15 protein-coding genes and 1 pseudogene are annotated in these 24,050 nt (G+C 67.0%); 12 read left to right on the forward strand and 4 right to left on the reverse strand.

Annotated features, from left to right (window positions below):
• From lysA to rho, 5 genes are all read left to right on the forward strand, one after another.
• A partial coding sequence (lysA, locus tag ABZW74_RS13080; protein WP_355276715.1) for a diaminopimelate decarboxylase occupies positions 1 to 1,400 on the forward strand: 1,400 nt, incomplete at its 5' end.
• Positions 1,400 to 2,734, forward strand: coding sequence for a homoserine dehydrogenase (locus ABZW74_RS13085; RefSeq protein ID WP_240860318.1), 1,335 nt, complete (start codon positions 1,400 to 1,402; stop codon positions 2,732 to 2,734). The genes lysA and ABZW74_RS13085, both read left to right, overlap by 1 nt.
• A complete protein-coding gene (thrC, locus tag ABZW74_RS13090) occupies positions 2,727 to 3,806 on the forward strand; it encodes a threonine synthase (protein WP_240860317.1) in 1,080 nt (359 codons plus the stop codon). The genes ABZW74_RS13085 and thrC overlap by 8 nt, the downstream gene beginning before the upstream one ends.
• The gene (gene thrB / locus ABZW74_RS13095) at positions 3,787 to 4,776 is read left to right on the forward strand and encodes a homoserine kinase (protein ID WP_240860316.1); all 990 of its coding nucleotides are present in this window, start codon (positions 3,787 to 3,789) and stop codon (positions 4,774 to 4,776) included. The genes thrC and thrB overlap by 20 nt, the downstream gene beginning before the upstream one ends.
• 330 nt (positions 4,777 to 5,106) lie before the next feature.
• Positions 5,107 to 7,080, forward strand: coding sequence for a transcription termination factor Rho (rho, locus tag ABZW74_RS13100; RefSeq protein WP_355276719.1), 1,974 nt, complete (start codon positions 5,107 to 5,109; stop codon positions 7,078 to 7,080).
• 52 nt (positions 7,081 to 7,132) lie between these two features.
• On the opposite strand, the gene ABZW74_RS13105 is transcribed toward rho, so the two are convergent.
• From ABZW74_RS13105 to ABZW74_RS13120, 4 genes and pseudogenes are all read right to left on the reverse strand, one after another.
• The gene (locus ABZW74_RS13105; RefSeq protein ID WP_355276721.1) at positions 7,133 to 8,707 is read right to left on the reverse strand and encodes a TrkA C-terminal domain-containing protein; all 1,575 of its coding nucleotides are present in this window, start codon (positions 8,705 to 8,707) and stop codon (positions 7,133 to 7,135) included.
• Positions 8,708 to 8,800: 93 nt separating this feature from the next.
• Positions 8,801 to 9,799: a heme transporter gene (locus ABZW74_RS13110; RefSeq protein WP_240860310.1), complete on the reverse strand. Its 999-nt coding sequence runs from the start codon at positions 9,797 to 9,799 to the stop codon at positions 8,801 to 8,803.
• 40 nt (positions 9,800 to 9,839) lie between these two features.
• Positions 9,840 to 11,678, reverse strand: coding sequence for a sulfite reductase subunit alpha (locus ABZW74_RS13115; RefSeq protein ID WP_240860309.1), 1,839 nt, complete (start codon positions 11,676 to 11,678; stop codon positions 9,840 to 9,842).
• 1 nt (position 11,679) lies between these two features.
• A pseudogene (locus ABZW74_RS13120) lies at positions 11,680 to 17,006 on the reverse strand (glutamate synthase-related protein).
• A gap of 311 nt (positions 17,007 to 17,317) precedes the next feature.
• Here ABZW74_RS13120 and rpmE point away from each other — a divergent pair.
• The 7 genes from rpmE (at position 17,318) to ABZW74_RS13155 (ending at position 23,719) form a co-directional block, all read left to right on the forward strand.
• The gene (gene rpmE, locus ABZW74_RS13125; RefSeq protein WP_240860304.1) at positions 17,318 to 17,545 is read left to right on the forward strand and encodes a 50S ribosomal protein L31; all 228 of its coding nucleotides are present in this window, start codon (positions 17,318 to 17,320) and stop codon (positions 17,543 to 17,545) included.
• Between the two features lie 128 nt (positions 17,546 to 17,673).
• Positions 17,674 to 18,750 carry a peptide chain release factor 1 gene (prfA, locus tag ABZW74_RS13130; RefSeq protein WP_240860303.1) on the forward strand — a complete coding sequence of 359 codons (1,077 nt, stop codon included), beginning with the start codon at positions 17,674 to 17,676 and terminating at the stop codon, positions 18,748 to 18,750.
• A complete protein-coding gene (prmC, locus tag ABZW74_RS13135) occupies positions 18,747 to 19,616 on the forward strand; it encodes a peptide chain release factor N(5)-glutamine methyltransferase (RefSeq protein WP_355276724.1) in 870 nt (289 codons plus the stop codon). Before prfA ends, prmC begins: the two co-directional genes overlap by 4 nt.
• Before the next feature lie 111 nt (positions 19,617 to 19,727).
• On the forward strand, positions 19,728 to 20,570 hold the full coding sequence (locus tag ABZW74_RS13140; RefSeq protein ID WP_240860298.1) for a hypothetical protein: 843 nt from the start codon (positions 19,728 to 19,730) through the stop codon (positions 20,568 to 20,570).
• 50 nt (positions 20,571 to 20,620) lie between these two features.
• Entirely contained in the window at positions 20,621 to 21,280 is a 660-nt protein-coding gene (locus ABZW74_RS13145) for an L-threonylcarbamoyladenylate synthase (protein WP_240860296.1), read from the forward strand.
• Positions 21,277 to 22,494 carry a serine hydroxymethyltransferase gene (gene glyA / locus ABZW74_RS13150; protein WP_240860294.1) on the forward strand — a complete coding sequence of 406 codons (1,218 nt, stop codon included), beginning with the start codon at positions 21,277 to 21,279 and terminating at the stop codon, positions 22,492 to 22,494. Before ABZW74_RS13145 ends, glyA begins: the two co-directional genes overlap by 4 nt.
• A gap of 52 nt (positions 22,495 to 22,546) precedes the next feature.
• On the forward strand, positions 22,547 to 23,719 hold the full coding sequence (locus tag ABZW74_RS13155) for an undecaprenyl/decaprenyl-phosphate alpha-N-acetylglucosaminyl 1-phosphate transferase (protein WP_240860360.1): 1,173 nt from the start codon (positions 22,547 to 22,549) through the stop codon (positions 23,717 to 23,719).
• Positions 23,720 to 24,050 lie beyond the last annotated feature (331 nt).

Here is a 24,050-nt window from a genome sequence, read left to right on the forward strand (position 1 = left end):
CCCGGCACGCCGAACTGCTCGCCGCGCCACATCTCGCGCAGCGGCCCAGCGATCCGTCGCAGCTCGCCGAGATCCCCGCAAATGTGTGGCCGCGCAATGCACTCCGCAACGACGCGGGCGAACTGGAGATCGCGGGTGTCGCGGTCTCTGCGCTCGCCGAGGAGTACGGGACGCCGCTCTTCGCGATCGACGAAGCCGATTTCCGGTCGCGGTGTGCCGACATGGTGTCGGCGTTCGGGCCCTACGGTCGAGTTCACTACGCATCCAAGGCATTCCTGTGTACCGAGATCGCCCGCTGGGTGCATGAGGAAGGGTTGTCGCTGGACGTCTGCTCCGGCGGTGAACTCGCCATCGCGCTGCGCGCCGGATTCCCGCCCGAGCGAATCGCCATGCACGGCAACAACAAGAGTGTCGCCGAACTCGCCGCGGCACTCGATGCCGGCGTCGGCCATGTCGTCCTCGACTCCTTCGTGGAGATCGATCGGCTCGACGCGCTGGCCGGCGAACGTGGCCTGGTCGCCGATGTCCTTGTCCGCGTGACGGTGGGTGTCGAGGCGCACACACACGAATTCATCTCGACCGCACACGAAGACCAGAAGTTCGGCTTCGCGCTCGCCGGTGGGGTAGCGATGGACGCGGTGCGGCGGGTGTTCGCCACCGACAACCTGAGGCTCGTCGGTCTGCACAGTCACATCGGTTCGCAGATCTTCGACATGGACGGTTTCGAACTCGCCGCGCACCGCGTGCTGGGTCTTTTGCACGACGTCGTCGCCGAATTCGGCGTCGACAAGACGTCGCAGATGTCCATCGTCGATCTCGGTGGGGGACTGGGTATCTCGTATCTCCCCGAAGAGGATCCGCTGCCGATCGGTGCGGTTGCCGAGACGCTGGCGGCCATTGTGCGTCGTGAGTCGGCTGCCGTAGGTCTGCCGATGCCGACCATTGCCGTGGAACCCGGCCGGGCGATCGCCGGACCGGGAACGGTGACGCTGTACCGGGTGGGCACCATCAAGGATGTGGCGCTCGGCGGCGGTGCGGTTCGGCGCTACGTGTCCGTCGACGGCGGGATGAGCGACAACATCCGAACCGTGCTCTACCAGGCCGAATACGACGTCCGTCTGGTCTCGCGGGTCTCGTCGGCGCGCGCGGTGGTCAGCCGCGTCGTCGGGAAGCATTGTGAGAGTGGCGACATCGTCATCAAGGATTGTTGGCTGCCGGATGATCTGGCGCCCGGAGACCTCATCGCGGTGGCAGCCACTGGCGCCTACTGCTATTCGATGTCGAGCCGATACAACATGACGATGCGCCCGCCGGTCGTGGCGATTGCGAACGGCGCCGACCGACTGCTGTTGCGGCGCGAGAACATTGACGACTTCTTCAGCCTGGAGGTGAGCCAGTGATGGCAGACGACAAGCTCGAGCCGGACTCGCTCGAATCAGACCGATCCATCGGGATCGCGGTTCTCGGCATGGGAAATGTCGGCGCCGAGGTGGTACGCATCATCACAGACAACGCCGCCGACCTCCAGTCACGCGTCGGAGCGCCGGTCCGCCTGCGCGGTGTTGCGGTCCGCGACCTGAGCCGGCCCCGCAAGATCGCGCAGGAACTCCTGACCGACGACCCGGAATCGCTGGTCGCACGCGACGATGTCGACATCGTCGTCGAGCTGATGGGCGGGATCGACCCGGCCCGCGGCCTGATCCGGGCTGCGCTCGAGGCCGGGAAGTCGGTCGTCACCGCCAACAAGGCGCTGCTCGCCGAGTACACGGGCGAGCTGGCGACGGCGGCGGCGCAGGCCAAGGTCGATCTCTACTTCGAGGCCGCCGTGGCCGGCGCCATCCCGGTGGTGCGTCCCCTGATGCAGTCGCTGGCCGGTGACACGGTCGAGCGGGTGGCCGGAATCGTCAACGGCACCACCAACTTCATCCTGTCGGCGATGGACGAGACCGGCGCCGACTACCACGCCACGCTGGCCGAGGCCGGCCGCCTCGGCTATGCCGAGGCCGACCCGACCGCCGACGTCGAGGGATTCGACGCGGCGGCCAAGGCAGCCATCTTGGCCTCGATCGCGTTCCACACACGGGTGACCGCCGCCGACGTGTACCGCGAGGGCATCTCGTCGGTGACCTCCGATGATCTGGTGGCCGCCAAGAAGTTCGACTGCACCGTCAAACTCCTGTCCATCTGCGAGCGGATTCACGACGCCGACGGCTCGGAGCGGGTGTCGGCCCGCGTCTATCCCGCACTCATCCCGCTCACACATCCGCTGGCGTCGGTGAACGGCGCCTTCAACGCCGTGGTGGTCGAGGCGGAGAACGCCGGACGGCTGATGTTCTACGGCCAGGGTGCCGGTGGCGCTCCGACCGCGTCGGCGGTGCTCGGTGACATGGTGATGGCCGCTCGCAACAAGGTGCACGGCGGGCGTGGTCCGCTCGAATCCACCTATGCGTCGCTGCCCATCGCCTCGATCGACGACGTGCCCACCCGGTACTACGTATCGATGCAGGTCGCCGATCGTCCGGGTGTGCTCGCCCAAGTGGCGGGTGAGTTCAGCAAGCGGTCGGTCAGCATTGCCGCGGTGCGGCAGGAGGGGGCCGGCGACAACGCCCGCCTGATCGTCGTGACGCACCGGGCGCCCGACCGGGCGCAATCGGAATGCGTTGCGGCGCTGGAAGACATGGACGCCGTGATCAAGGTGTCGAGTGTTCTGCGATTGGAAGGAACCGATGACTGAAGCGACGCCCGTGCACACCGCGTGGCCGGGTCTGATCGAGGCCTATCGGTCCCGACTGCCGGTGGCCGATGACTGGAAGGTCGTCACGCTACTCGAGGGTGGGACCCCGCTGATCAGTGCACCGCACCTCTCGGCGCTGACCGACTGCGAGGTCTACCTCAAGGTCGAGGGCCTCAACCCGACCGGGTCGTTCAAGGATCGCGGTATGACGATGGCGGTCAGCAACGCGGTCAACAACGGTAAGACCGCAGTGCTCTGCGCCTCCACCGGGAACACCTCGGCGTCGGCAGCGGCGTATGCGACCCGCGCCGGGATCACGTGCGCGGTCCTCATCCCGGAGGGCAAGATCGCCATGGGCAAGTTGGCTCAGGCAGTCATGCACGGCGCCAAGATCATTCAAGTTCAGGGCAACTTCGACGACTGTCTGGAGATGGCCCGTAAGGCGACCGCCGAGTTCACCGAGATCGAACTGGTCAACTCGGTGAATCCCGCTCGCATCGAAGGACAGAAGACGGCGGCCTTCGAGATCGTGGACGTCCTCGGCCGCGCTCCCGACGTGCACGCGCTGCCCGTCGGCAACGCCGGGAACATCACCGCATATTGGAAGGGCTACACCGAGTATCACGCCGACGGCATCAGCGATCGCCTGCCGCGCATGCTCGGTGTGCAGGCGGCCGGCGCCGCGCCGCTCGTGAACGGTGCGCCGGTGAAGAACCCGGAGACCATCGCGACCGCGATTCGCATCGGGTCGCCCGCCAGTTGGAATCAGGCGGTCGCCGCGAAGGATGACTCGAACGGCCAGTTCCGGGCTGCCACCGACGAAAAGCTTTTGGAGGCTTATCGTCTCGTGGCCGGCAAAGAAGGTGTGTTCGTAGAACCGGCGTCGGCGGCGAGTGTCGCCGGCCTGCTGGCGGCGCGCGCCGACGGCTGGGTGTCGGCAGGGTCCACGGTGGTCTGCACCGTCACCGGGAACGGGCTCAAGGATCCCGATACCGCGTTGTCGGGGATGCCTGAAGTGGAAGCGATTCCGGTGGATCCGGTGGCGGTGGCGCATGCCCTCGGCGTGGCCTGAGTCGACCGTGACCACCGACGCCGCCGAGACCGCCACCTCTGGTGGCCGACTACCCGAGGGCCTGTCGATCCAGGTCCGCGTACCGGCGTCGAGTGCGAATCTGGGTCCCGGGTTCGATTGTCTGGGAATCGCTTTGGGTGTCTACGACGAGGTGACGGTGGTGACCGTACCCGGTGGTGACATCGAGGTGGAGGTCGACGGGGAGGGTGCCGGCGACGTGCCCCGGGACGGCAGCCATCTGGTGGCGCGCGCCCTGACCCGTGGACTGGAGTATGCGGGAATCTCCGCCCCCGGCTTGAAACTCCACTGCCGCAACGACATTCCTCATTCGCGCGGACTTGGTTCGTCGGCGGCCGCGGCGGTGTCGGGGTTGGCCGCCGCGTCGGGCCTCATCTCTGCGTCGGGGATCGGCGACGGTCTGTCGGCGGATGAACTGGTGCAGTTGTCGAGCGAGTTCGAGGGGCACCCGGACAACGCCGCCGCCAGTGTGTACGGGTCGGCGGTGGTGACGTGGACTGCGGACACCGCCGATGCGCCCCGCTATCAGGCGCGTCGACTGCAGGTGCACCCCGACATCGGGGCCACGGTCTTCGTTCCCGACACGGAGTCGTCGACGTCGTTCACCCGGGGGCTGCTCCCCGACACCGTCCCGCGCGCCGACGCCATCTTCAACCTCAGCCGTTCGGCACTGGCGGTGGTGGCGCTGACGGCGGACCCCACCTGCCTGATGGCTGCTTCCGACGACCGCCTCCACCAGCCGTACCGCGCAGCAGCAATGGCCCCGACGGCCGAACTCGTCGCGAAACTGCGCGCACACGGGTTCGCGGCGACCGTCTCGGGCGCCGGACCCAGCGTGCTGGTGCTCAGCATGCGGCCGGTTCCTGGGGAGATTCGTGAACTCGCCGCAGCGTCCGGCTTCACTCCGCGTACGGTGGAGGTCGCCGGAGGCGTCGAGGTCACTGTGTCCTGACAGACCTGGTCTCGCCTCATCGGCGTGTTGCCGGTATCATGCGATCGGAGTTACCATAGTCTGGTCTAGCCGCTCAGGCGCGCTCTGCCGTGTTTCCCACCGATCACTGATCGAAGTTATCCGGCCTCCCTTGGTCGGGGTCCTCCGATTCCAGTTCAGGCGGTCGTCGAAACACCGGTAGTCCCCGAGCAAGCTCGCAGCGGACCCACACAGATTTCTCCTCAACAGAGTTTTCACCGCCCACCGCGGGCGGCCATCCCTGAGGTGACAAGCAGGGAGATCAAGACCTTGCGCAGCTGATACAGCCGCGAAAGGAACGAAAGGACATCCGTGACTGATACGGACCTGATCACCGCACCCGTCGACCGCGATTCCGCCGACGATGCGGCGACCGGTGGCGCAGGTGCCACCAAGACGAAGGCACGTTCGACCCAGCGCACCGGGCTCTCGGGCATGGTGCTCAGCGAACTGCGGACCGTCGCCGGTGAACTCGGCATCAAGGGCACGTCGGGAATGCGTAAGGGCGACCTGATCGCCGCCATCAAGGAGCGTCAGGCCGGTGCGTCGGACGCGAAGGCCCCTGCCAAGGCGTCGGCCCCGGCCGGCGAACGCAGCGCACCCGAGAAGAAGTCCGAGCCCGAGCAGATGACACTCGGTGATTCGGCGTCGGGCAACGGCGCACCGCAGCGCACACGGCGCCGGCGCGCTGAAGCGCCCGACGCGACGACCGAGGCTGCGGCCGGGGCCGATTCGGCCCAGAAGGAGTCGGCCCAGAAGGATTCGGCCCAGAAGGATTCGGCCCAGCAGGATTCGGCCCAGACCGAAAACACTGAGGCGCCCGCGAAGGGCGAAGGCCGGAACAACGAGGTCCGGAACTCCGACGGTGGCGACGGAAACGACCAGCGCAACCGGAACCGCAACCGCAACCAGGGCGGCAACAACCAGAACGCCAACCAGGGCGGCAACAGTCAGAATGCCAACCAGGGCGGTAACAGCCAGGGTGGCAACAACAACCAGAACCGGGACAACAACCAGAACCGGGACGACGACGACGGATCGGGCCGCGGTCGCCGCGGTCGTCGGTTCCGTGAGCGCCGGCGCGGACGTGACCGCAACGACGCGTCGGGCGGCGGCGAACCCCAGGTCTCCGACGACGACGTGGTGCAGCCGGTCGCGGGCATCCTCGATGTCCTCGACAATTACGCGTTCGTCCGCACGTCCGGGTATCTCGCCGGGCCCAACGACGTCTACGTGTCGATGAACCTCGTCCGCAAGAACGGCCTGCGCCGCGGCGACGCCATCACCGGAGCCGTGAAGGTGCCGCGTGAGGGTGAACAGCCCAACCAGCGCCAGAAGTTCAATCCGCTTGTGCGTCTCGACACCGTCAACGGCGGTGACGTCGAGGCGGCCAAGAAGCGTCCCGAGTTCGGCAAACTGACGCCGCTGTACCCGAACCAGCGACTGCGCCTGGAGACGACGCCCGAGCGTCTCGACACGCGCGTGATCGATCTGATCATGCCGATCGGCAAGGGGCAGCGCGCCCTGATCGTGTCGCCGCCCAAGGCGGGTAAGACGACGATCCTGCAGGACATCGCGAACGCGATCACCATCAACAACCCGGAATGCCACCTGATGGTGGTGCTCGTCGACGAGCGTCCGGAAGAGGTCACCGACATGCAGCGGTCGGTCAAGGGTGAGGTCATCGCCTCGACCTTCGATCGTCCGCCGTCAGATCACACCTCTGTCGCCGAGCTGGCCATCGAGCGGGCGAAGCGTCTGGTGGAGAGCGGCAAGGACGTGGTGGTCCTGCTCGATTCGATCACCCGCCTCGGTCGTGCCTACAACAACGCGTCTCCGGCGTCGGGCCGAATCCTGTCCGGTGGTGTCGATTCGACTGCGCTCTACCCGCCGAAGCGTTTCCTCGGCGCGGCGCGCAACATCGAGAACGGCGGCTCGCTGACGATCATCGCCTCCGCGCTGGTGGAGACCGGTTCGACGGGTGACACGGTGATCTTCGAGGAGTTCAAGGGCACCGGCAACGCCGAGCTCAAACTCGACCGCAAGATTGCCGACCGCCGTGTGTTCCCCGCGGTCGACGTCAATCAGTCGAGCACCCGCAAGGACGAGCTGATGATGTCGCCCGAGGAGTTCTCGATCATGCACAAGCTGCGGCGCGTGCTCTCGGGCCTCGATTCGCAGCAGGCGATCGATTTGCTGCTCAGCCAGCTCAAGAAGTCGAAGACCAACATCGAGTTCCTGATGCAGGTCCAGACCAACGCACCCGGAGCGATGCGCGACGAGTGAGACCCATCCGCGGCGCAGGTGTGAACGCTCCTACCCGCTGCTTGAGGGCAGCTCAGAGAATGCAGATCACCTGAGCCGCGATGATCTTCACCACCATGGCCGCTGGGTATACGAGCGCATAGCCGAGTGCGATGCGCGGGTCGCCGCCACCGCGGGCGTTGGCGAAGGCGAGATGGGCCGGGTTGGTTTGTGATCCGGCCAGCACACCTGCCATGCGCAACCTGCCGACCCGCAGCACCCAGCGGCATGCGGCAAACATGCCGATGCCCAGCACGGCCGCGGTCACGATGCCCGTGACCAGCATGTCGACGATCTCGCCACCGGTCAGTGCGGTGAGAATGAGTGAGCCGGCCCGTTCACCGGCGTAGGCGAGGAACAGCAGCAGCCCGATCTCGGACACCACCTGAGCCGAGGTGAGCGGCATCGATGTGGCGACCGGCCCGATCCGCCCGAGGCGGCCCAACACGAGTCCGACGATGAGGGTGCCCGCGGCCGCGCCGAGCGACAGCGACCCGACGAATGGCACGGGGATCGAGATCACGCCCAGCCCGATACCGGCCGCGATCCCGAGACCGAGTGCGGCAGCATTCAATTCGGTCATTCCGCGGCTCGAATCGCCCAGTTCTCGAGCGATGTCGGCCATCCGTTCGGGTGGCGCGACCACCCGCACCCGGTCACCGAGCTGCAGCACGGTGTCGACGTTCGCGATCAGATCCTCGTCGCCGCGTCGTACCCGGGTGATGGAACCGTCGTGTCTGTCGAGTTCCAGATCCCGCACGCGTCGTCCGGCCAGGCGGGGCGCCGAGATCGTGATCCGCCGGAAGTCCAGCGCGCTGCGGTCTGCGGTGAGGTCGTGCGACGACCGGTGTCCGAGTTCGTCGGCGACCTTTTCGACCTCGTCGGCAGGCCCGACGGCGGTGACCAGGTCCCCGTGGTGCAGGATGCTGTCGTCGTGCACGTGCTCCGGCGGGGTGGTGGAGTCGTGGGCGACGCGCGAGAAGGTGATCCGATGGCCGTGGCGCTTGCGGAGGTCGGCGACGGCGATGTCGGGCCGGTCGACACGGACCGTGACGTCGACGACATCTGCCTGGGAATCGGGGTCTTCTCGTCCCTTCGCCAGCGCGAGCCCCACCATCACCAGCATCGTCACCACACCGAGCAGATACGTGGTCGCGTAGCCGACGGTCGCCTGAGGTGATCCGCCGGTGGCCGCGAGCGCCGGAGTATTGGTGACCGCCCCGGCGAACGTACCCGCGATCGCGGTGGGCGAGAGCCCGAACGTCGTCCCCAGGCCCTGTGCTGTCGCGGCGGCAGCGATCACCACCAGCGTCACGGTGACGACCAGATGCCAGGCCGTCCGCAACGTCGCGAAGAACGTCGGACCGGCCATCAGCCCGGTGGTGAACGCGAACAGCACCAGACCGAGGTTGCCCAAGATCTCCGGGATCGAGATGTCCACATCCAGCGCCGTACCCCACGCCGTGATCACCATGGCGGTGAATAGCACTGCGGCCGGACCCAATCCGACGCCGCGGTAGCGGATTCGCCCGAGCGCCACACCCAACCCGACGACGAGCGCGGTGAACAGCAAGGGCTGATCAGCAAAGAAGCTCAGGACCGCCGTCATGCAAGCAAGTATCGCCCCGCCGGTCAGGTCGCCGCAGGCCACCAGCGGGATCTGATGACCTTGTACCCACCAGGTGTGATCGGGGTGACAAGTCTAAGTGACCAAGTCGCCGAGCAGGTGATCCCAGGCCTCGAAGGTCGCTGCGGAGACGGTGCCGGTCTGCGTCGCCACCAGGGCGCAGTGCGCGTGCCGGTCGTAGATCTCGATGGAGCCCGTTTCGCCCCAGGCGCCTTGGGACCAGGTGATCCAGCACTCGGTGGCCAGATTGAAGTTGATCATCGCTCGGCAGCCGCCAGAGGCGAGGACCATCTGACCGCGATGCTCTCGCGCGCCGTCCAGCTGGTCATGGCGCATCTGGATGCATCCCGGCGCCGCGGTTGCCAGCGTCATCGGCATACCCAGCAGGGCGGCGTGTTCGAGGGCGGCGATGACACGCCGCGATTCGACGCGCGTGTAGCGATTCTCGCGAAACGCCGGTAGCGAAAACAGGCGTTGCACCCCTCCGTCGTCGAGTATCGAGTCGAACTGCGCTATCTGGTCGGCTTGCGGCGCGGGTACGTCGCTCGGCGTGCTCGCCCCCGAGACGTCGGCCGCAAGGTCGCCTTCGGAGGCCAGGTCGCCGTCGGGCGCGCCGGCCAGGGACAGCGACTCGAAGGCGAGACGATCGGAGTGCTCGGTCAGGTAGGTGGCGTGTGCGGTGTTTCCGTCGGTGTCGAACAGTCGCAGGGTGGGCGGCACATGCGCAGCCGGATCGGTGACCAGCGCCGAACCGAGACGAGCAGCGTTGAGACGCAACGTGATCCGCGACGGATCGGTCCGGATGGGGCCACCCATACTGACGGGCGCGTCGTGGATACCGACGTCGTTCATGATCACCGGTCCGGCGACGGTGACGCCGACGACCTTGTCGAGTGCCGGCAATTGACGTGTCACCGTGGCAACCTCGGAGTTCAGCAACGAGCCCGCGAATCCCGGTGTCGCCAGCAGGGTGTCGAGATCGCTCGTGGTGCGCTGTCCACGCGGACAGCAACAACCGCGATCGGCCCCGCAGGTCGGATTGCTCTTGTCATGAGCGTCGGGGGAGTGGGGCATCGTTGCCATTCCTAACTGCCGTTGTCGCTGGTGGTGCGGTCTAGTAGACGTCGCGCAGGTAGCGCTTGTCCTTCTTGAGTTGATCCACGTAGTCCTGGGCACCCTCTTCGTCGAGGGAACCGTGTTCGGCCACGATCTGGTGGAGCGCGTCCTCGACGTCGCGGGCCATCCGGGTCGCGTCGCCGCACACGTACAGATGCGCACCGTCCTGCAGCCACGCGAACAGCTCAGCGCCCTGCTCACGCATCCGGTCCTGTACGTAGATCTTGTGGTCCTGGTCCCGGGAGAACGCGAGATCGAGACGGTTGAGAACGCCGTCGGTGACGAACTGGTTGATCTCGTCCGCGTAGATGAAATCGCTGTCACGATGCTGATCTCCGAAGAACAGCCAGTTCTCGCCCTGCGCGCCCCGGCTCTGCCGCTCGTGCAGGAAGGATCGGAACGGCGCGATACCGGTGCCCGGGCCGACCATGATGGCACGGGCGTCGTCGGCGGGCGGCCGGAACGACTTGTTGGGCTGGATGAACACCGGAACGGTGTCGCCGACGTCGCGGTGGTCGGCCAGGTAGGTCGAACACACTCCGCCACGCAGTCTTTCACCGGAGCGGTAGCGAACGGTCGCCATGGTGATGTGCACGGTGCCCGCGTGCGCGAGTGGGCTCGACGAGATCGAGTAGACGCGCGGAGCCAACGGCCGAAGTTCGGCGATAAGTTCCTCGGGTGTGATGGTGATCGTGGAGTCGATTTCGAGGAGGTCGAGGACGTCACGACCCCACAGCCACGCGTCGAGTGCCTCATGGTCTCCGGTGGCCGACAGGTGGGTCAGCTCGGGATCCTCGGTGCGCGAGGCGATGTAGTCGACGAGGTACTTGGACGGAGCCGCAATCTCGAAGCGGTTGCTCAACGCCTCCCGCAGCGAGTACTGGCTCTTGCGGTCGGTGATCATCTCGTCGCCGGTCGCGCCGAGACGCGCGAGTACCTTGTCGACGAGGATCGGGTCGTTGAGCGGTGCGATACTGATGCCGTCGCCGGGCTCGTACTCGATGCCGCTGTCGCCCAACGAGATCACCACATGCCGGACCTCTTTGTCCGACGTCGGTCCGGACAGCACGGTGTTGGCGAGGATCTTGGCGGGATACGGGTTCTTGCGACCCCAGTCGGACTTTGCGGACTTGGCCTTGGCGGGCGCATCTGACGCCGGCGCTGCTGCGGGCTCGACTCCGGCGACGGACTCCGCGGTGGTCACCGAGTGTGCCTGTGCACCATCGGTTTCGATGGCGCTGAGTGCGGGCAGCGCGTTCGCCAGCCACTCGTCGGCCGGCTTCTGGAAGTCGATGTCGCAGTCCACCCGGTCGATCACCCGGGTGGCGCCGAGCTCGGCGAGACGGGCGTCGATGTTCTTGCCCGCCTGACAGAATCCGTCGTAGATGGAGTCACCGAGCGCGACCACGCCGTAGTAGAGGCCGTCGAGGCGCGGCGCGTCGGGTGCGGCCAGAGCCTGCCAGAAGTCCTCGGCATCGTCGGGCATGTCGCCCTCACCGTAGGTCGAGACCACCACCAGGAGTCGCCGAACGGCAGCGAGGGTCGTCATGTCCATGTCGGCCATGTCGGACACCTGGGGGTCGAATCCGTGTGTCGTCGCCAGGGTTTGGGCGGTATCGGCCACCCACTCTGCGTTTCCGGTCTGCGTCCCGTAGAGGATCTGCAGGCCGACCGGGCCCGACTGCTCGTCGGTCGCCGCCGCGGTCGCGACTCCTCCGGCCACGACGGCACCGGTGGGCATCGCCATGCGGGTGTTGAGCCCGGCGAGGAATCCGGCGAGCCACGCCTTCTGCTCGCCGGTGAACGGGACGTCGGTGGGGATGTAGGGGAGTTGCATGTCACCCGGCCTTGGTTTCTGTGGAGGAGGAACCGAACTCTGGTGCCGCGATACGCAGCAGGTCGGCGATGTCGGGCATCGCCTGGGTGGCGAACAACTCGTCGAAGCTCGGCAGTCCGGCGAGCTTCTCGCGATTCTTGCTGTCCTGCAGCAGAATCCACCCATAGGTTGCTGGTGCGTCCATCGACCGCACGTTGCGCAGCGCAAGTGCCTGCTTGTGGTCGTCGACGCGCTTGGCGGCGATCAGCGCCGCGACCTGCTCGGCGTCGTACCCGGACAGGATGGTGCGGGCGTACTTCGCGACCCGGCCGATGAGATCGAAGTCCTCGGTGAGCACCAGGTTGCGCGCAGCGCGGGCGATGACCTGTTCGGTGGCCTCGGTACCGGTGGCCACGGTGCTGCGACCGCGCGCGAGGCGGCCGGCGGCCAACTCGCGGGCGAGTTCGAAGACGGTGAACGCGTTGAGGAGTCGGTACATGTCGTCGTTGTCGGTCTGGCCGTACTCCGGGAGCGCGCCGCCGGCGACCGGACGCTGGGTCCGCATGCTGATCTTCAGTTTGCGTACCTGATCGGCCGCGATCGCCGACGACAACTCGTCGAGCAACTCGCGGTGGGAGAGGGTGGCCATCAGCACGTCGCTGTCCTGGTAGGAGAGCAGCGCGCGGGGCATCGCGTAGGAGATGTAGTGGCGTTCGGTCTCCCAGTTCTCCAGCAGACGGGTGGCCAACGCCGATCCCGTTGCCTCCGCATGCATCTGCAGCATGGTGTGCACGGCGAGGTGATGGATGGGCGCCAGCGGGTCGTCGACACCGGTGATGGCACCGATGACGACCGAGTCCGAACTGATCCGGCTCTCGAGTTCGCAGGCGGGGTCGTACTGGTAGAGGAATCCGCCACTCATCCCGTTCGCCAGGCCCTTGCCGTAGCCGCCCAGATTCAGTACCGCACCGTTGGTCATGTACTCGCAACCGAATTCGCCGAGTCCCTCGACCACCGCGGTGGTACCCGAGTTGCGGACGGCGAACCGGTCGCCTGCCTCGCCTTCGACGAACAAGCGTCCGCCGGTGGCGCCGAACAGTGCGAAGTTGCCGACCAGGACGTTGCCGCCGACCGCAGGTGACCCGCCGCCGGGGGAGCGGACGACGACGACGCCGCCCGACATCGACTTGCCGACACCGTCGTTGCAAGTGCCGATATGCGTCATCCGCATGCCGTCGTTGCAGAAGGCCGCGTAGGAGAGACCGGCGGATCCGGTGGTCGTGACCTGCACCGAGTCGGGCGCCAGGTAGCGCCGTCCTCGATCGTCGGAGTGGACTGCGGGCAGCACGGAAGCCGTTTGGGCGTCGATGCGGTAGTTGACCAGTCGTTCGATGTCGATGGCCAGCTGCGCGCCGACACTCTTGTTCCGATTGCCCAGGCACACGGGGTCGGTGGTGACGGTGTCGGCTCCCGCGTCGATGAGGTGCGCGTGGACCTGTTCGACAAGGGCGTCGTCGATGGCGTAGTCCCGTTCGAGATAAACAGGATCGACGATCTCGGGCATGTCGACGCGAGCCAGCAGTGCGGACAGGCGCAGGGTGCCGACCAGGTGCGCGTCCTGTGCCAGGTGCAGCAGATCCGTGCGACCGCGGGCGGCGCGCAGCGAGGGCACGCCGATCGACGCCAGGATCTCGCGTACCTCGTGGGCGATGTTGAGCAGGTACTGAGCCATCGACCGCGGATCTCCCTCGAAGACCTCGGGATTGGTGGTGAGTCCGGCCGGACACTTGATGTTGCAGTTCTTCGCCATCACGCAGCCCACCATCATCAGGGCGGCGGTGCCGAACTCGAAACTGTCGGCACCGAGTAGCGCCGAGGTGACCACATCCTGCCCGGTCTGGTGCGCGCCGGAGGTCCGCAACACGACCTTCTGTCGAAGTCCGTTGGCGCACAGGGCCTGATGGACTTCGGCGAGACCGATCTCGGCGGCCCGGCCGGCGTAGCGAAGGCTCGACACGGATGCCGCGCCGGTGCCGCCGGTGTTGCCGGCCACGTTGATCACGTCGGCACCTGCCTTGGCCACACCGACGGCGATGGTGCCGATGCCCTCCGACGAGACGAGTTTGACGATGACTCGCACGCGCGCTGCCTTGCAGTCGTGGATGAGCTGCGCGAGGTCCTCGATCGAATAGGTGTCGTGGTGCGGGGGCGGTGAGACGAGTTCGACGCCGGGGGTGCCGCCACGCGCCGCGGCGATCTCGACCGTGACCTTGGGTGCCGGAAGTTGACCTCCCTCACCCGGTTTGGCGCCCTGGCCGATCTTGATCTCCAGCTCGGTGAGCATCGGGTCGGCCAGGTAGCCGGCCCAGATGCCGAACCGTCCCGAGGCGAACTGCTTGATGCGCGAGGCGCGAATGGTGTTGTACCGGGACAGATGTTCGCCACCCTCGCCACTGTTGGAGAGGCCGCCCACCATGTTGGTACCGTGTGCGACGGCTTCGTGTGCGGGCGCGACCAGCGCGCCGTGGCTCATCGCCCCAGACGCGAACGTTGCCGTGATCTCATGTGCGGGTTGAACTTCGGTGAGTGCGATGGGCGCACCCGGTTGTCTCCGGCATGGTTGTCTCCGGCGCGGTGGTCGTTGGCTTGGAGTGCGAGGACGTCGCGCAGGGCGCTGGGCCGCTGCGTGCGTGTCGAGGCGAGTTCGGTGGAGAACGAGCGGTACGCCGCGGTGATCTCGAAGGTGTCGATGTCGTGGTCGGACAAGCGGTCGAAGCTGCTGTCGACGTACGCACCCGCGTCGAGCCCGAAGGCGTCGCCGAGTTTGCCCACGGTGAGCAGTCGCACCGCGTCCCCGGCGCCCACCGTGCGCGCCGCCTCCGACTCCCTTCCTGCGGTGGCGAAGCTGATCTTCTCGGCCGTGAGTTCCTCGTACTTGCGGACGGCGGTGGTACCGAACGAATGTCCGGCGCCGTCGGCGCGCTCCTTGAACAGCCCGAGGAGTGGCAGATCCTTGTCGGTGCGCGGTGGTTCGTCGCTCATCGCCGAGCGATGCGCCGCTCCGAGCGCCTCGGCGATCGGAGCAAGGCCGACCCCGCCGACCGGCGAGGGCAGGTTCGGGAACCACCGGCGCAGGTTGTCGTCGGCGGTGTCGAGGAAGTTCGGTTCGAAGAATTCGCCGCCGATGTAGCTCTCCGCGGTGCACAGACCGACGCGGCCCATCGTCTTCATGAGTGACTTCTCGGCGGCCTTGGCCCACCGCGCGAACGCTGCGTCCGGTTCGTCCGGCGCGAGCTCCCGGGCACGTCGCGCGACCGAATGCGGGTGCACCGCAGCCGCACCGAAGCCGAGCACCGCCGCGAGATGGTGCGATGACTCGATCTGGCCGCTGTCGACGACCAGGGAGACGCGCAGGCGCAGTCCCTCGGAGATCAGCCGTTGGTTGATGGCCGACACCAGGAAGATCATCGGTAGAGCAGCACGGTCGCGGCCGATACTCCGGTCACTGAGGACGGCAATGCCGCCCTGCTGCTTGGCGAAGGAGACCACCTCGTCGCCGAGCCCGTCGACCGCCTGCACGAGGGCGGTGTGAGCGTCGTCGTCTCCGGCTCGCAACGCGTACGTCGCGTCGAACCGTTCGATCGGTGCCTCGTTCTGTCCGTACAGGGTCGCGAGATCGGTCGCCGTCAGAATCGGTGTGCCGAGCACGATCTGGCGAGACTTCCCGGAGCGCTTGCCCAGCCGCGGACGGGTACCGAGGGCAATGCGCAGCGACATGCCGTCGGCCTCGCGAATGCTGTCCAGGGGTGGATTGGTGACCTGGGCGAATCGCTGTGAGAAGAAGCGGGCGACGTTGGCCTCGATGTTGGTGAATGCGTTGATTGCATTGCCGAAACCCATCGCCGACACGCGCTCGGCGCCGGTGTCGAGCATCGGATCCATGAAGTAGCGGAAGCTCTCCTGATCCAGGTAGTGCGCGGCGAATCGCTGATGGTCGGTCAGTTCCTCGTCGTGACCGTCGGTGGCGGCGACGGCCACGTCGAGCGCGGCGAGATCGACCTTGGCGGCCGCCAGCAGTGCTGGGTAATCCTTTGCTGCGGCGAGCTTTTCGTACGCCTCGTCGGTGGTGTAGGTGCGATGGTCGCGGTGGTCGTAGTAGATCATCCCGCCGGCGGACACCCGGCCGCGCGAGATCACCGACTCCGGCGGCACCGAGATCTGACCGGCCTCGGAGAACGCGCACAGATACTCGGAGGTCTCCAGCGTGCGCAGGGGCCGCAGGCCAAGTCGATCGAGGCGGGCGCCGATCACCGAACCGTCGCCGAACACCACGGCCGCCGGGCCGTCGTTCTTCTCCTCGTAGAGGGAGAAGAACTCGAACATGGCGCGCACCTGCGGAGAGAGCGAGCTGTCGTTCTCCCAGGCCGGCGGCATCATCGACACGACCGCGGTGACGAGATCGACCTGGTCTTCGGTTACCCGTGCGGCGACGGTCTGGTCGAGGCGTGAGCTGTCGGACTGGCCGGGTGGTCGCACGATGGTGCGTCGCTGCGCTGCGGCGGCCGTCACCTGGGCGATGCGATTCTTCTTGTCGGTGTTGAGCTCACCGTTGTGCGCGAGGTAGCGAAACGGCTGGGCCATCGTGGGATGCGGGTCGGTGTTGGTCGAGAAGCGTGTGTGGAAGTACAGCGTGTGCACCGCATGGTCGGGGTCGAGGAGGTCGGTGAAGTAGCCGATCACCTCTGGGGAGGAGAGGCGTCCCTTGAGTACCTGGGTCCGCGCCGAGAGGGACAGCGGATACAACCCGGCCAAGGCGGGATGGGTGTAGCCGATGGACTCGATGTGCAACAGCGCCTGCTGGACGAGTTGGTCGAGGTCGGCGGGTTCGGGACACGGGTCCGGTGCGGCGAACACCCACTGGCGGATCGGCAGCTGATGGGCCACCGCCGCGGGCCGCAGGACGCCGTTGTCCACGGGCACGTCGCGCACGGTGAGCACGGTGAAGCCGCGATCGGTCATGGTCCGCTCGATGAGGGCCGTCGCCTTGGTGGCACCGGCGGCGGTGTCGGGCAGGAAGAAGTTGCCCACACAGAACTGGCCGAGGGCGAGCTTTCGTCGACCGGTCACCTTCCGGAAGAAGCGCAGCGAGAGGTCCATGGACACGCCACCGCCGTCGCCGACGCCCTCGGAGGACATGCCGCCGCGGTGCGGTACCGAGCACAACGCCTCGGCCGCCTTCTCGATCACCTCGTGTCGCTGGACGCCGTCCTTGCGGGCGATGAAGCCGACCCCGCAGCTGCTCTTTTCGTCGCTTGGAATCCCACAGCAGATGCTGTGAGGGGATTTCAGACCGCATTCATCCTCTGTTCTCGGCAGTGATCGTGGTGATCAGGGGAGGGCAGGTGACGTCGCTGCGACGATGAAGCGACGTCGGGGAGAACTATAACTTAGCTAAGGCTTACCAAGATAAGCCCTACCTAATGCGTGGTCGAATCCCGGGAATGAAACCAACGTCGTCCCTGTTGACGCGAGTGACCCCGGTACAAGCGCGATTTCTTCGGAAGCGATTGCGCGTGGCATACTGGTCGGTCGAGTCCGGTTCCGGTTCACACCGTCGAAGTGCGACGGTGACCCGGCGACCACAGAAAGGGACAACCACCATGAAGCAGGGCATTCACCCCGAGTACGCGACGACCACCGTCGTCTGCGGCTGCGGCAACACCTTCGAGACCCGCAGCACCGCTGCCAACGGACGTATCAACGTCGAGGTCTGCTCGCAGTGCCATCCGTTCTACACCGGCAAGCAGAAGATCCTCGACACCGGCGGCCGTGTCGCGAAGTTCGAGAAGCGCTACGGCAAGCGCACCAAGAACGCAGAAGCCAAGTAGTCCGGTGTCGCAGTAACTCCCGTGACGACGCCCACCCGGTCCATCCGGGTAGGGCGTCGTTGGCGTCTGAAGGGGGATCGTCGGGGTACGGGGTTGTTCGGGTGAGTATCGGCAGAGGTGAGTGAGCAGTGAGTACGCAGAGTCCGTCGGCGATCGATGACATCCTCGCCGAGCACGCGGGTCTCGAACGTCAGCTGTCCGATCCGTCCCTGCACGACGACCCCGGCGCCGCGCGCCGCGTCGGCAAGCGGTTCGCCGAGCTCGCGCCGGTGATGGCAACGCATGCCAAACTGCAGGCCGCCCGCGACGATCTCGACGCGGCCCGTGAGCTGGCCGCCGACGACCCGGCCTTCGCCGAGGAGATCCCGGCACTCGAGGCCACCGTGGCCGAGCTGGATGCGACGCTCACCGATCTGCTCGCTCCCCGCGATCCGCACGACGCCGACGACGTCGTTCTCGAGATCAAGTCGGGAGCCGGTGGCGAAGAGTCGGCGCTGTTCGCCGCGGACCTCGCCCGGATGTACCTCAAGTACTGCGAACGCAACGGATGGAAGGCGCAGGTACTCGGCGTCACCGAGTCCGACCTCGGGGGCTACAAGGAAGCGACGCTGTCCATCAAGTCCAAGGAAGCGGTCCGCGACGGCGTCTGGTCGCGTCTGAAGTTCGAGGGCGGAGTTCATCGGGTGCAGCGCGTGCCGGTGACCGAGTCGCAAGGCCGGATTCACACGTCCGCGGCCGGGGTGCTCATCTATCCCGAGCCCGAAGAGGTCGAAGACGTCGTCATCGACGAGACCGAACTGCGCATCGACGTCTACCGGTCGTCCGGCAAGGGTGGTCAGGGCGTCAACACCACGGACTCGGCGGTTCGAATCACCCACCTGCCCACGGGAATCGTGGTGACGTGCCAGAACGAGCGCTCCCAGTTGCAGAACAAGGCTCGCGCATTGCAGGTTCTCGCCGCGCGGCTGCAGTCGGCGGCCGAGGAACAGGCGCAGGCCGCCGCGGCCCAGGATCGAGCGGCGCAGATCCGCACGGTCGACCGCTCCGAGCGCATCCGAACCTACAACTTCCCGGAGAACCGCATCACCGACCACCGCATCGGCTACAAGGCCAACAATCTCGACGCTGTGCTGGGCGGCGACATGGATGCGCTGCTCGACGCACTTGTCGCGGCCGACCGTCAGGCGAGACTCGAGGCGCAGTGACCGCGGTCTCTGCCGAGATCGCCACGGCCACCACGTTGTTGGCCGATGCCGGGATCGACACCGCACGCGTCGACGCCGACCGGCTGATGGCGGATGTTCTCGGCATCGAGATCGGCCGACTGCTGCTCGTCGACGGCATCGACGACGCGCAGCGCACAGCCTTTCGGGCTGCGGTCGCGCGACGTGCGACGCGGGAACCGTTGCAGCACATCATCGGTCGGGTCGGCTTCGGTCCCCTCGAGCTTGCCGTCGGGCCGGGGGTGTTCATTCCGCGGCCCGAGACCGAACTCATTCTTGAATGGGCGGTCGACGCGGCGTCGTCCGTCGACGGATCGCGCCCCGTCGGAGTTGCCGACCTCTGCAGCGGGAGTGGCGCCCTGGCACTCGGCATCGCGACGATGGTGCCGCGAGCGGAGGTCGCTGCGGTAGAGGAGGACACCGAAGCGTTGAAGTGGTTGCAGCGCAACGTCGTCGAACAGGGTCTGGGTGAACGCGTCCGCGTCTGCGCGGCCGATGTCACCGATGCCGTCGCGATGCACGACGTGCTGCCGGATGGATCGTGTGACGTGATCGTCAGCAACCCGCCGTACGTGCCGGCCGATGCCCAGGTCAGTGCCGAGGTTGCCCATGATCCGGCTCGCGCCGTCTTCGGTGGGGCCGACGGGATGTCGGTGATCATCCCCATGGTCGAGGTGATCGGGCGGGCGCTCCGGCCCGGTGGCCGGGTTGCCATCGAGCACGACGACACCACTGCCGGCAGCGTCGTCGAGGTACTCGGCGATGCGGGAGTCTTCGATTCGATCGTCGCCCACCAGGACCTCGCCGGCCGGCCGCGGTTCGTCTCCGCGACACGCGCCGCGGGGTAACCGGCGGCGCTTTCCGTGCACGGTCAACGGTTTTCGACGCACGGTCAACGAGTTTGGGGGGTGCGGGAATTCGGTTGACCCGTGACCACACGTCACTACGCTTGGCGGCATATGACAACGAATCACGCAGAAGACATCGACACCTTCCTCGCGGCCTACGACGAACAATTGAGAGGAGATGCCGAGGCGTCGTCGGCGACCGACGTCGAGAGGTGCGGTCCGCTGTACCTGATCACTCTCGCGGGCGGTCGGGGGTTGGTGACCTATCGACCCTTCACGACGACCCACGACGAGCTCGCCGCGCTCGTGTGCTCCGCCGTCGACTACTTCCGGGCGGTGCCCGGACTGACCTCGGTGGAGTGGAAGACGCGTGGCCACGACATCATGCCGGGGTTGTACAAGAGTCTGCTGCACAACGGATTCCGGGATGGGGGCACGGAATCGATCATGATCGGGCGCCCCGAGTTGCTGCTCGCCGAGGACACCGCACCCTCGGGTGTCACCCTCCGGCGCATCACCTCGGCGGCAGACGTTCGAGCAACCAGGGCGATGGTCGACAGCGTGTTCGGCGCACGAGGCGAGCCCTCGGAAGCGAGTGTGCAGCAGGAGTTGGCGCGCCTGCACGACGGGACCGGCCGGCAGGTCTGGGTCGCCGAAGCCGACATTGACTACGTGACGTCGGACAACGTGGCTCAGCACATCGTCGGGTCGGGACGGCTCGAACCCGTCTCCGGCACCGACTTCGCCGGAATCTGGGGCGGTGCAGTGGTTCCCGAGTGGCGGCATCGAGGCATCTACCGGGCGCTCACCGCGGCCCGAGCGGGTGCAGCCCTCGAGCAAGGAAAGACGCTGATCCAGTCCGACTCCACTGAATACTCACGACCGATCCTGGAACGGTCGGGGCTGATCAAGGTGTCGACCACCACCCCCTATCGGCTCGCCGTGATCGACTGACGAAGCGTCGGCTGCGTTGTCGCGCAACCCGTGCATGCGAGGATGAACGGGTGAGCATTGTTTTCGACTGCAACGATCCGGAGAGTCGCAGCGCGGGTATCCGTGCCGCCGTGGGGGCGGCCAAGGCGGGCCGGCTGGTCGTGATGCCGACCGACACGCTTTACGGACTCGGTTGCGATGCCTTCGATGCCGATGCGGTGGCGCAGTTGTTGGCCGCCAAGCACCGTGGCCGTGACATGCCGGTGCCGGTCCTGGTCGGTTCCTGGCACACCATCGACGGCCTGGTGCTGTCGGTGTCACAGGCCGCCCGCGACCTCGTCGAGGCGTTCTGGCCGGGTGGGCTGAGTCTGGTCGTCGAGCAGGCGCCGTCGCTGGCGTGGGATCTCGGCGACACGGCGGGCACGGTGATGCTGCGGATGCCACTGCATCCGGTGGCCATCGAGGTCTTGCGCGAGGTCGGTCCGATGGCGGTGTCGAGTGCGAATGTGTCCGGTCAGCCGCCGGCCACCACGGCCGAGCAGGCCCGGACCCAACTCGGCGAAGAGGTGTCGGTCTACCTCGACGGCGGACCCTCACCGGCCGCGCAGGCGTCGACCATCGTCGATGTCAGCGGGCCGAACCCCCGGGTTCTGCGGGTGGGGGCGGTATCGGTGGCCGACGTTGCCGACGTGCTCGACGTTGACCCGGAGTCACTGCTGGAGCAGCGATGACCGGCGTCACCGGGGACGCCGCCGTCGACGATCTCGTCGCACGCGAGCGGGAGCGCCGTTCGACGTCGATACAGCTGATCGCCAGCGAGACCGAACCCACTCCGGCGGTCCGGGCCGCCATGGGCTCGGTGTTCGACGCGAAATACGCCGAGGGCTACCCGGGAGGGCGGTATCACGGTGGTTGCGAAGTCGTCGACGAGGTCGAAAGCCTGGCCATCGAGCGGGCCCGCACCCTGTTCGGTGCCGAATACGCCAACGTCCAACCCGCGTCGGGCAGTGCGGCGAGCCTGGCGGTGTACGCCGCCTTCGCCCAGCCCGGCGATCCCGTGCTGGCGCTGCGTCTCGACCAGGGCGGTCACCTCACGCATGGTTCCCGGGCGAACTTCTCCGGCCGATGGTTCACCCCGCTGCACTACGGGGTGCGCAAGAGCGATGAATGTATCGACTACGACGAGGTGCGCGACCTCGCGTTGGTCCACCGGCCCCGCATCCTCGTCGCGGGGGCGGCCTCCTACTCGCGGCTGATCGATTTCGCCATCCTGCGTCAGATCGCCGACGAGGCCGAATGCGTGCTGTGGGTGGATGCCGCCCACCTCGCCGGTCTGGTGGCCGCGGGAGTCGCACCGTCGCCGGTGCCGTTCGCGGACGTCGTCACGGTGTCGACGAACAAGGTGATCCGAGGTCCGCGCGGAGGTCTGGTGGTCGCGCCCGAGCGTCACCGAAACGTGCTGGACAAGGCGGTGTACCCGTTTGTTCAGGGTGGGCCGGCGATGAACTCGATCGCTGCCAAGGCCGTCGCGTTCGCGGAATCGGCCACCGACGAGTTTGCCGCATACGCACGGACCGCGGTTGCCAACGCGACCGCGCTTGCCGACGCGTTGGTCGGTCGGGGTCTGCGGATCGTGTCGGGCGGGACCGACACCCACCTCGCCGTGGTCGACGTATCGGCCCGCGGCCTCACCGGCGTCGAGGCGCAGCGTCGGCTGGCGGCAGCCGGAATCGTCGTCGACAAGGCGGTCCTCCCATTCGACACGCAGCCGGTGGCACTCGGATCCGCCTTCCGGATCGGGACGGCGTGCGCCACGTCTGCCGGCCTGGGAGCCGCCGACATGAGCATGCTCGCGACCTGGATCGATGAGGCGTTGAGCGTCGCTGCCGACGACCCGGCGCAGGCGCGTATCCGCGACCGGATCTCCGAACTGCCGGCCGGGTAGCGTTGTGCGCGTGCCGCCACCGCTGAGCCCGTCCGGCGCCGACCCCCACGTGATGATCTGGGCGGCCGGCGGCGGCGTCGGCGTCCCATTTCGCGAGCTCTTGCTGGTCGGTCTGACGGCGGCCGCGATCACCTATCTCGTGACCTCGGCGGTGCGAGTGTTCGCCATCCGCGCAGGCGCGGTCGCGGTACCGCGTGTGCGGGATGTGCACGTCATCCCGACCCCGCGCCTCGGTGGTCTGGGCATGTTCGCCGGGGTGGTCGCGGCGATCGCGCTGGCGGCCAACCTGCCCGCGCTGAACCGCGGGTTCGCGTACACGACCGACATGAGTGCGGTGATCGCCGCCGGAGCAGTCATCGTGTTGGTCGGTGCGGTCGACGATCGCTGGGGTCTGGATGCCTTGACCAAGTTCGTCGGCCAGGTGACGGCGGCCGGGGTGATGGTCCTGATGAAGATCAGCTGGCTGCAGGTGCCCGTACCGTTCGGCGATATCGGCACGCTCGTGCTGGATCCGCTGCAGTCGGGACTGCTGACAGTGATCATCACGGTCGCGACCATCAACGCGGTGAACTTCATCGACGGGCTCGACGGACTAGCGGCCGGGCTCGGGCTGATCGCGGCGTCGGCCATCTGCATGTTCTCGCTGGGGCTGCTGCGTGATCAGGGCGGCGACGTCAGTTACTACCCGCCCGCGCTGATCTCGGCCGTTCTGGCCGGCGCATGCCTGGGCTTCTTGCCGCACAACTTCTCGCCCGCCCGGATCTTCATGGGGGATTCGGGGGCGATGCTGATTGGTCTCATGCTGGCTGCGGCGTCCACGAGCGCGTCTGGCCGTATCGCAGTGAACGCCTACGGCCCGGCGGACGTGTTCACCTTGTTGTCGCCGTTGCTGCTGGTGGCGGCCGTGGTCTTCGTGCCGATGCTCGACATGCTGATGGCGGTCATCCGACGAACGCGCGCCGGGGTCGGCTTCTACACGCCGGACAAGATGCATCTGCACCACCGACTGCTCGAGTTGGGCCATTCGCAACGCCGAGTGGCGTTGATCATCTACTTGTGGGTCGGGGTGCTCGCATTCTCGGTCGCGGCGAGCACCATTTTCCCGCTGTCGGTCGTCGCACCGGTGTTCGCGGGCGGTCTCGTGATTGCGATGCTGGTGACGATGGCGCCGCGTCTGCATCGCCGCTATGCCGAGCTGCGGACCGCGACGCGCGCCTTTCGTTGACCCGAAGCGTTCGGTGAGCATTCCTCTGACCTGGGGAACTCGGCGGTCCCGCCACGGTCGTCCCACCAAAACCAGGGGAAGAGTTCCTTCCCCGAGGTTCGTAGTCGTCCGCGAGAATTTTCTGGGGGAGGACTCCAAGGGTAGGGGAAGGAGTTTCATCCCCTACTTCTTGTGGCGGGTGAGTCGCCGATCCGCAGAGTCCGGTGGCCGGGCCCGTTGGGCTGGAAATCTGTACGCGGGAGGCCGATGAAGTGGGCACAGTCTACTTCATCGGGGTGGGGAGTCCAGCTTTCCAACGTGGTTGCTTGCGCTCGTCACACCTGGCTGGCGG

Source organism: Gordonia sp. NPDC003585 (assembly GCF_040610755.1).
Lineage (GTDB): Bacteria > Actinomycetota > Actinomycetes > Mycobacteriales > Mycobacteriaceae > Gordonia.

Excerpts from the sequence above, each read along its gene's own strand:
- ABZW74_RS13085 (WP_240860318.1), top strand. The coding sequence starts at position 1,400 with ATGGCAGACGACAAGCTCGAGCCGGACTCGCTCGAATCAGACCGATCC.
- thrC (WP_240860317.1), top strand. The coding sequence starts at position 2,727 with ATGACTGAAGCGACGCCCGTGCACACCGCGTGGCCGGGTCTGATCGAG.
- thrB (WP_240860316.1), top strand. The coding sequence starts at position 3,787 with ATGCCCTCGGCGTGGCCTGAGTCGACCGTGACCACCGACGCCGCCGAG.
- ABZW74_RS13105 (WP_355276721.1), bottom strand. The coding sequence starts at position 8,707 with ATGACGGCGGTCCTGAGCTTCTTTGCTGATCAGCCCTTGCTGTTCACC.
- ABZW74_RS13110 (WP_240860310.1), bottom strand. The coding sequence starts at position 9,799 with ATGCCCCACTCCCCCGACGCTCATGACAAGAGCAATCCGACCTGCGGG.
- ABZW74_RS13115 (WP_240860309.1), bottom strand. The coding sequence starts at position 11,678 with ATGCAACTCCCCTACATCCCCACCGACGTCCCGTTCACCGGCGAGCAG.
- rpmE (WP_240860304.1), top strand. The coding sequence starts at position 17,318 with ATGAAGCAGGGCATTCACCCCGAGTACGCGACGACCACCGTCGTCTGC.
- ABZW74_RS13140 (WP_240860298.1), top strand. The coding sequence starts at position 19,728 with ATGACAACGAATCACGCAGAAGACATCGACACCTTCCTCGCGGCCTAC.
- glyA (WP_240860294.1), top strand. The coding sequence starts at position 21,277 with ATGACCGGCGTCACCGGGGACGCCGCCGTCGACGATCTCGTCGCACGC.
- ABZW74_RS13155 (WP_240860360.1), top strand. The coding sequence starts at position 22,547 with ATGATCTGGGCGGCCGGCGGCGGCGTCGGCGTCCCATTTCGCGAGCTC.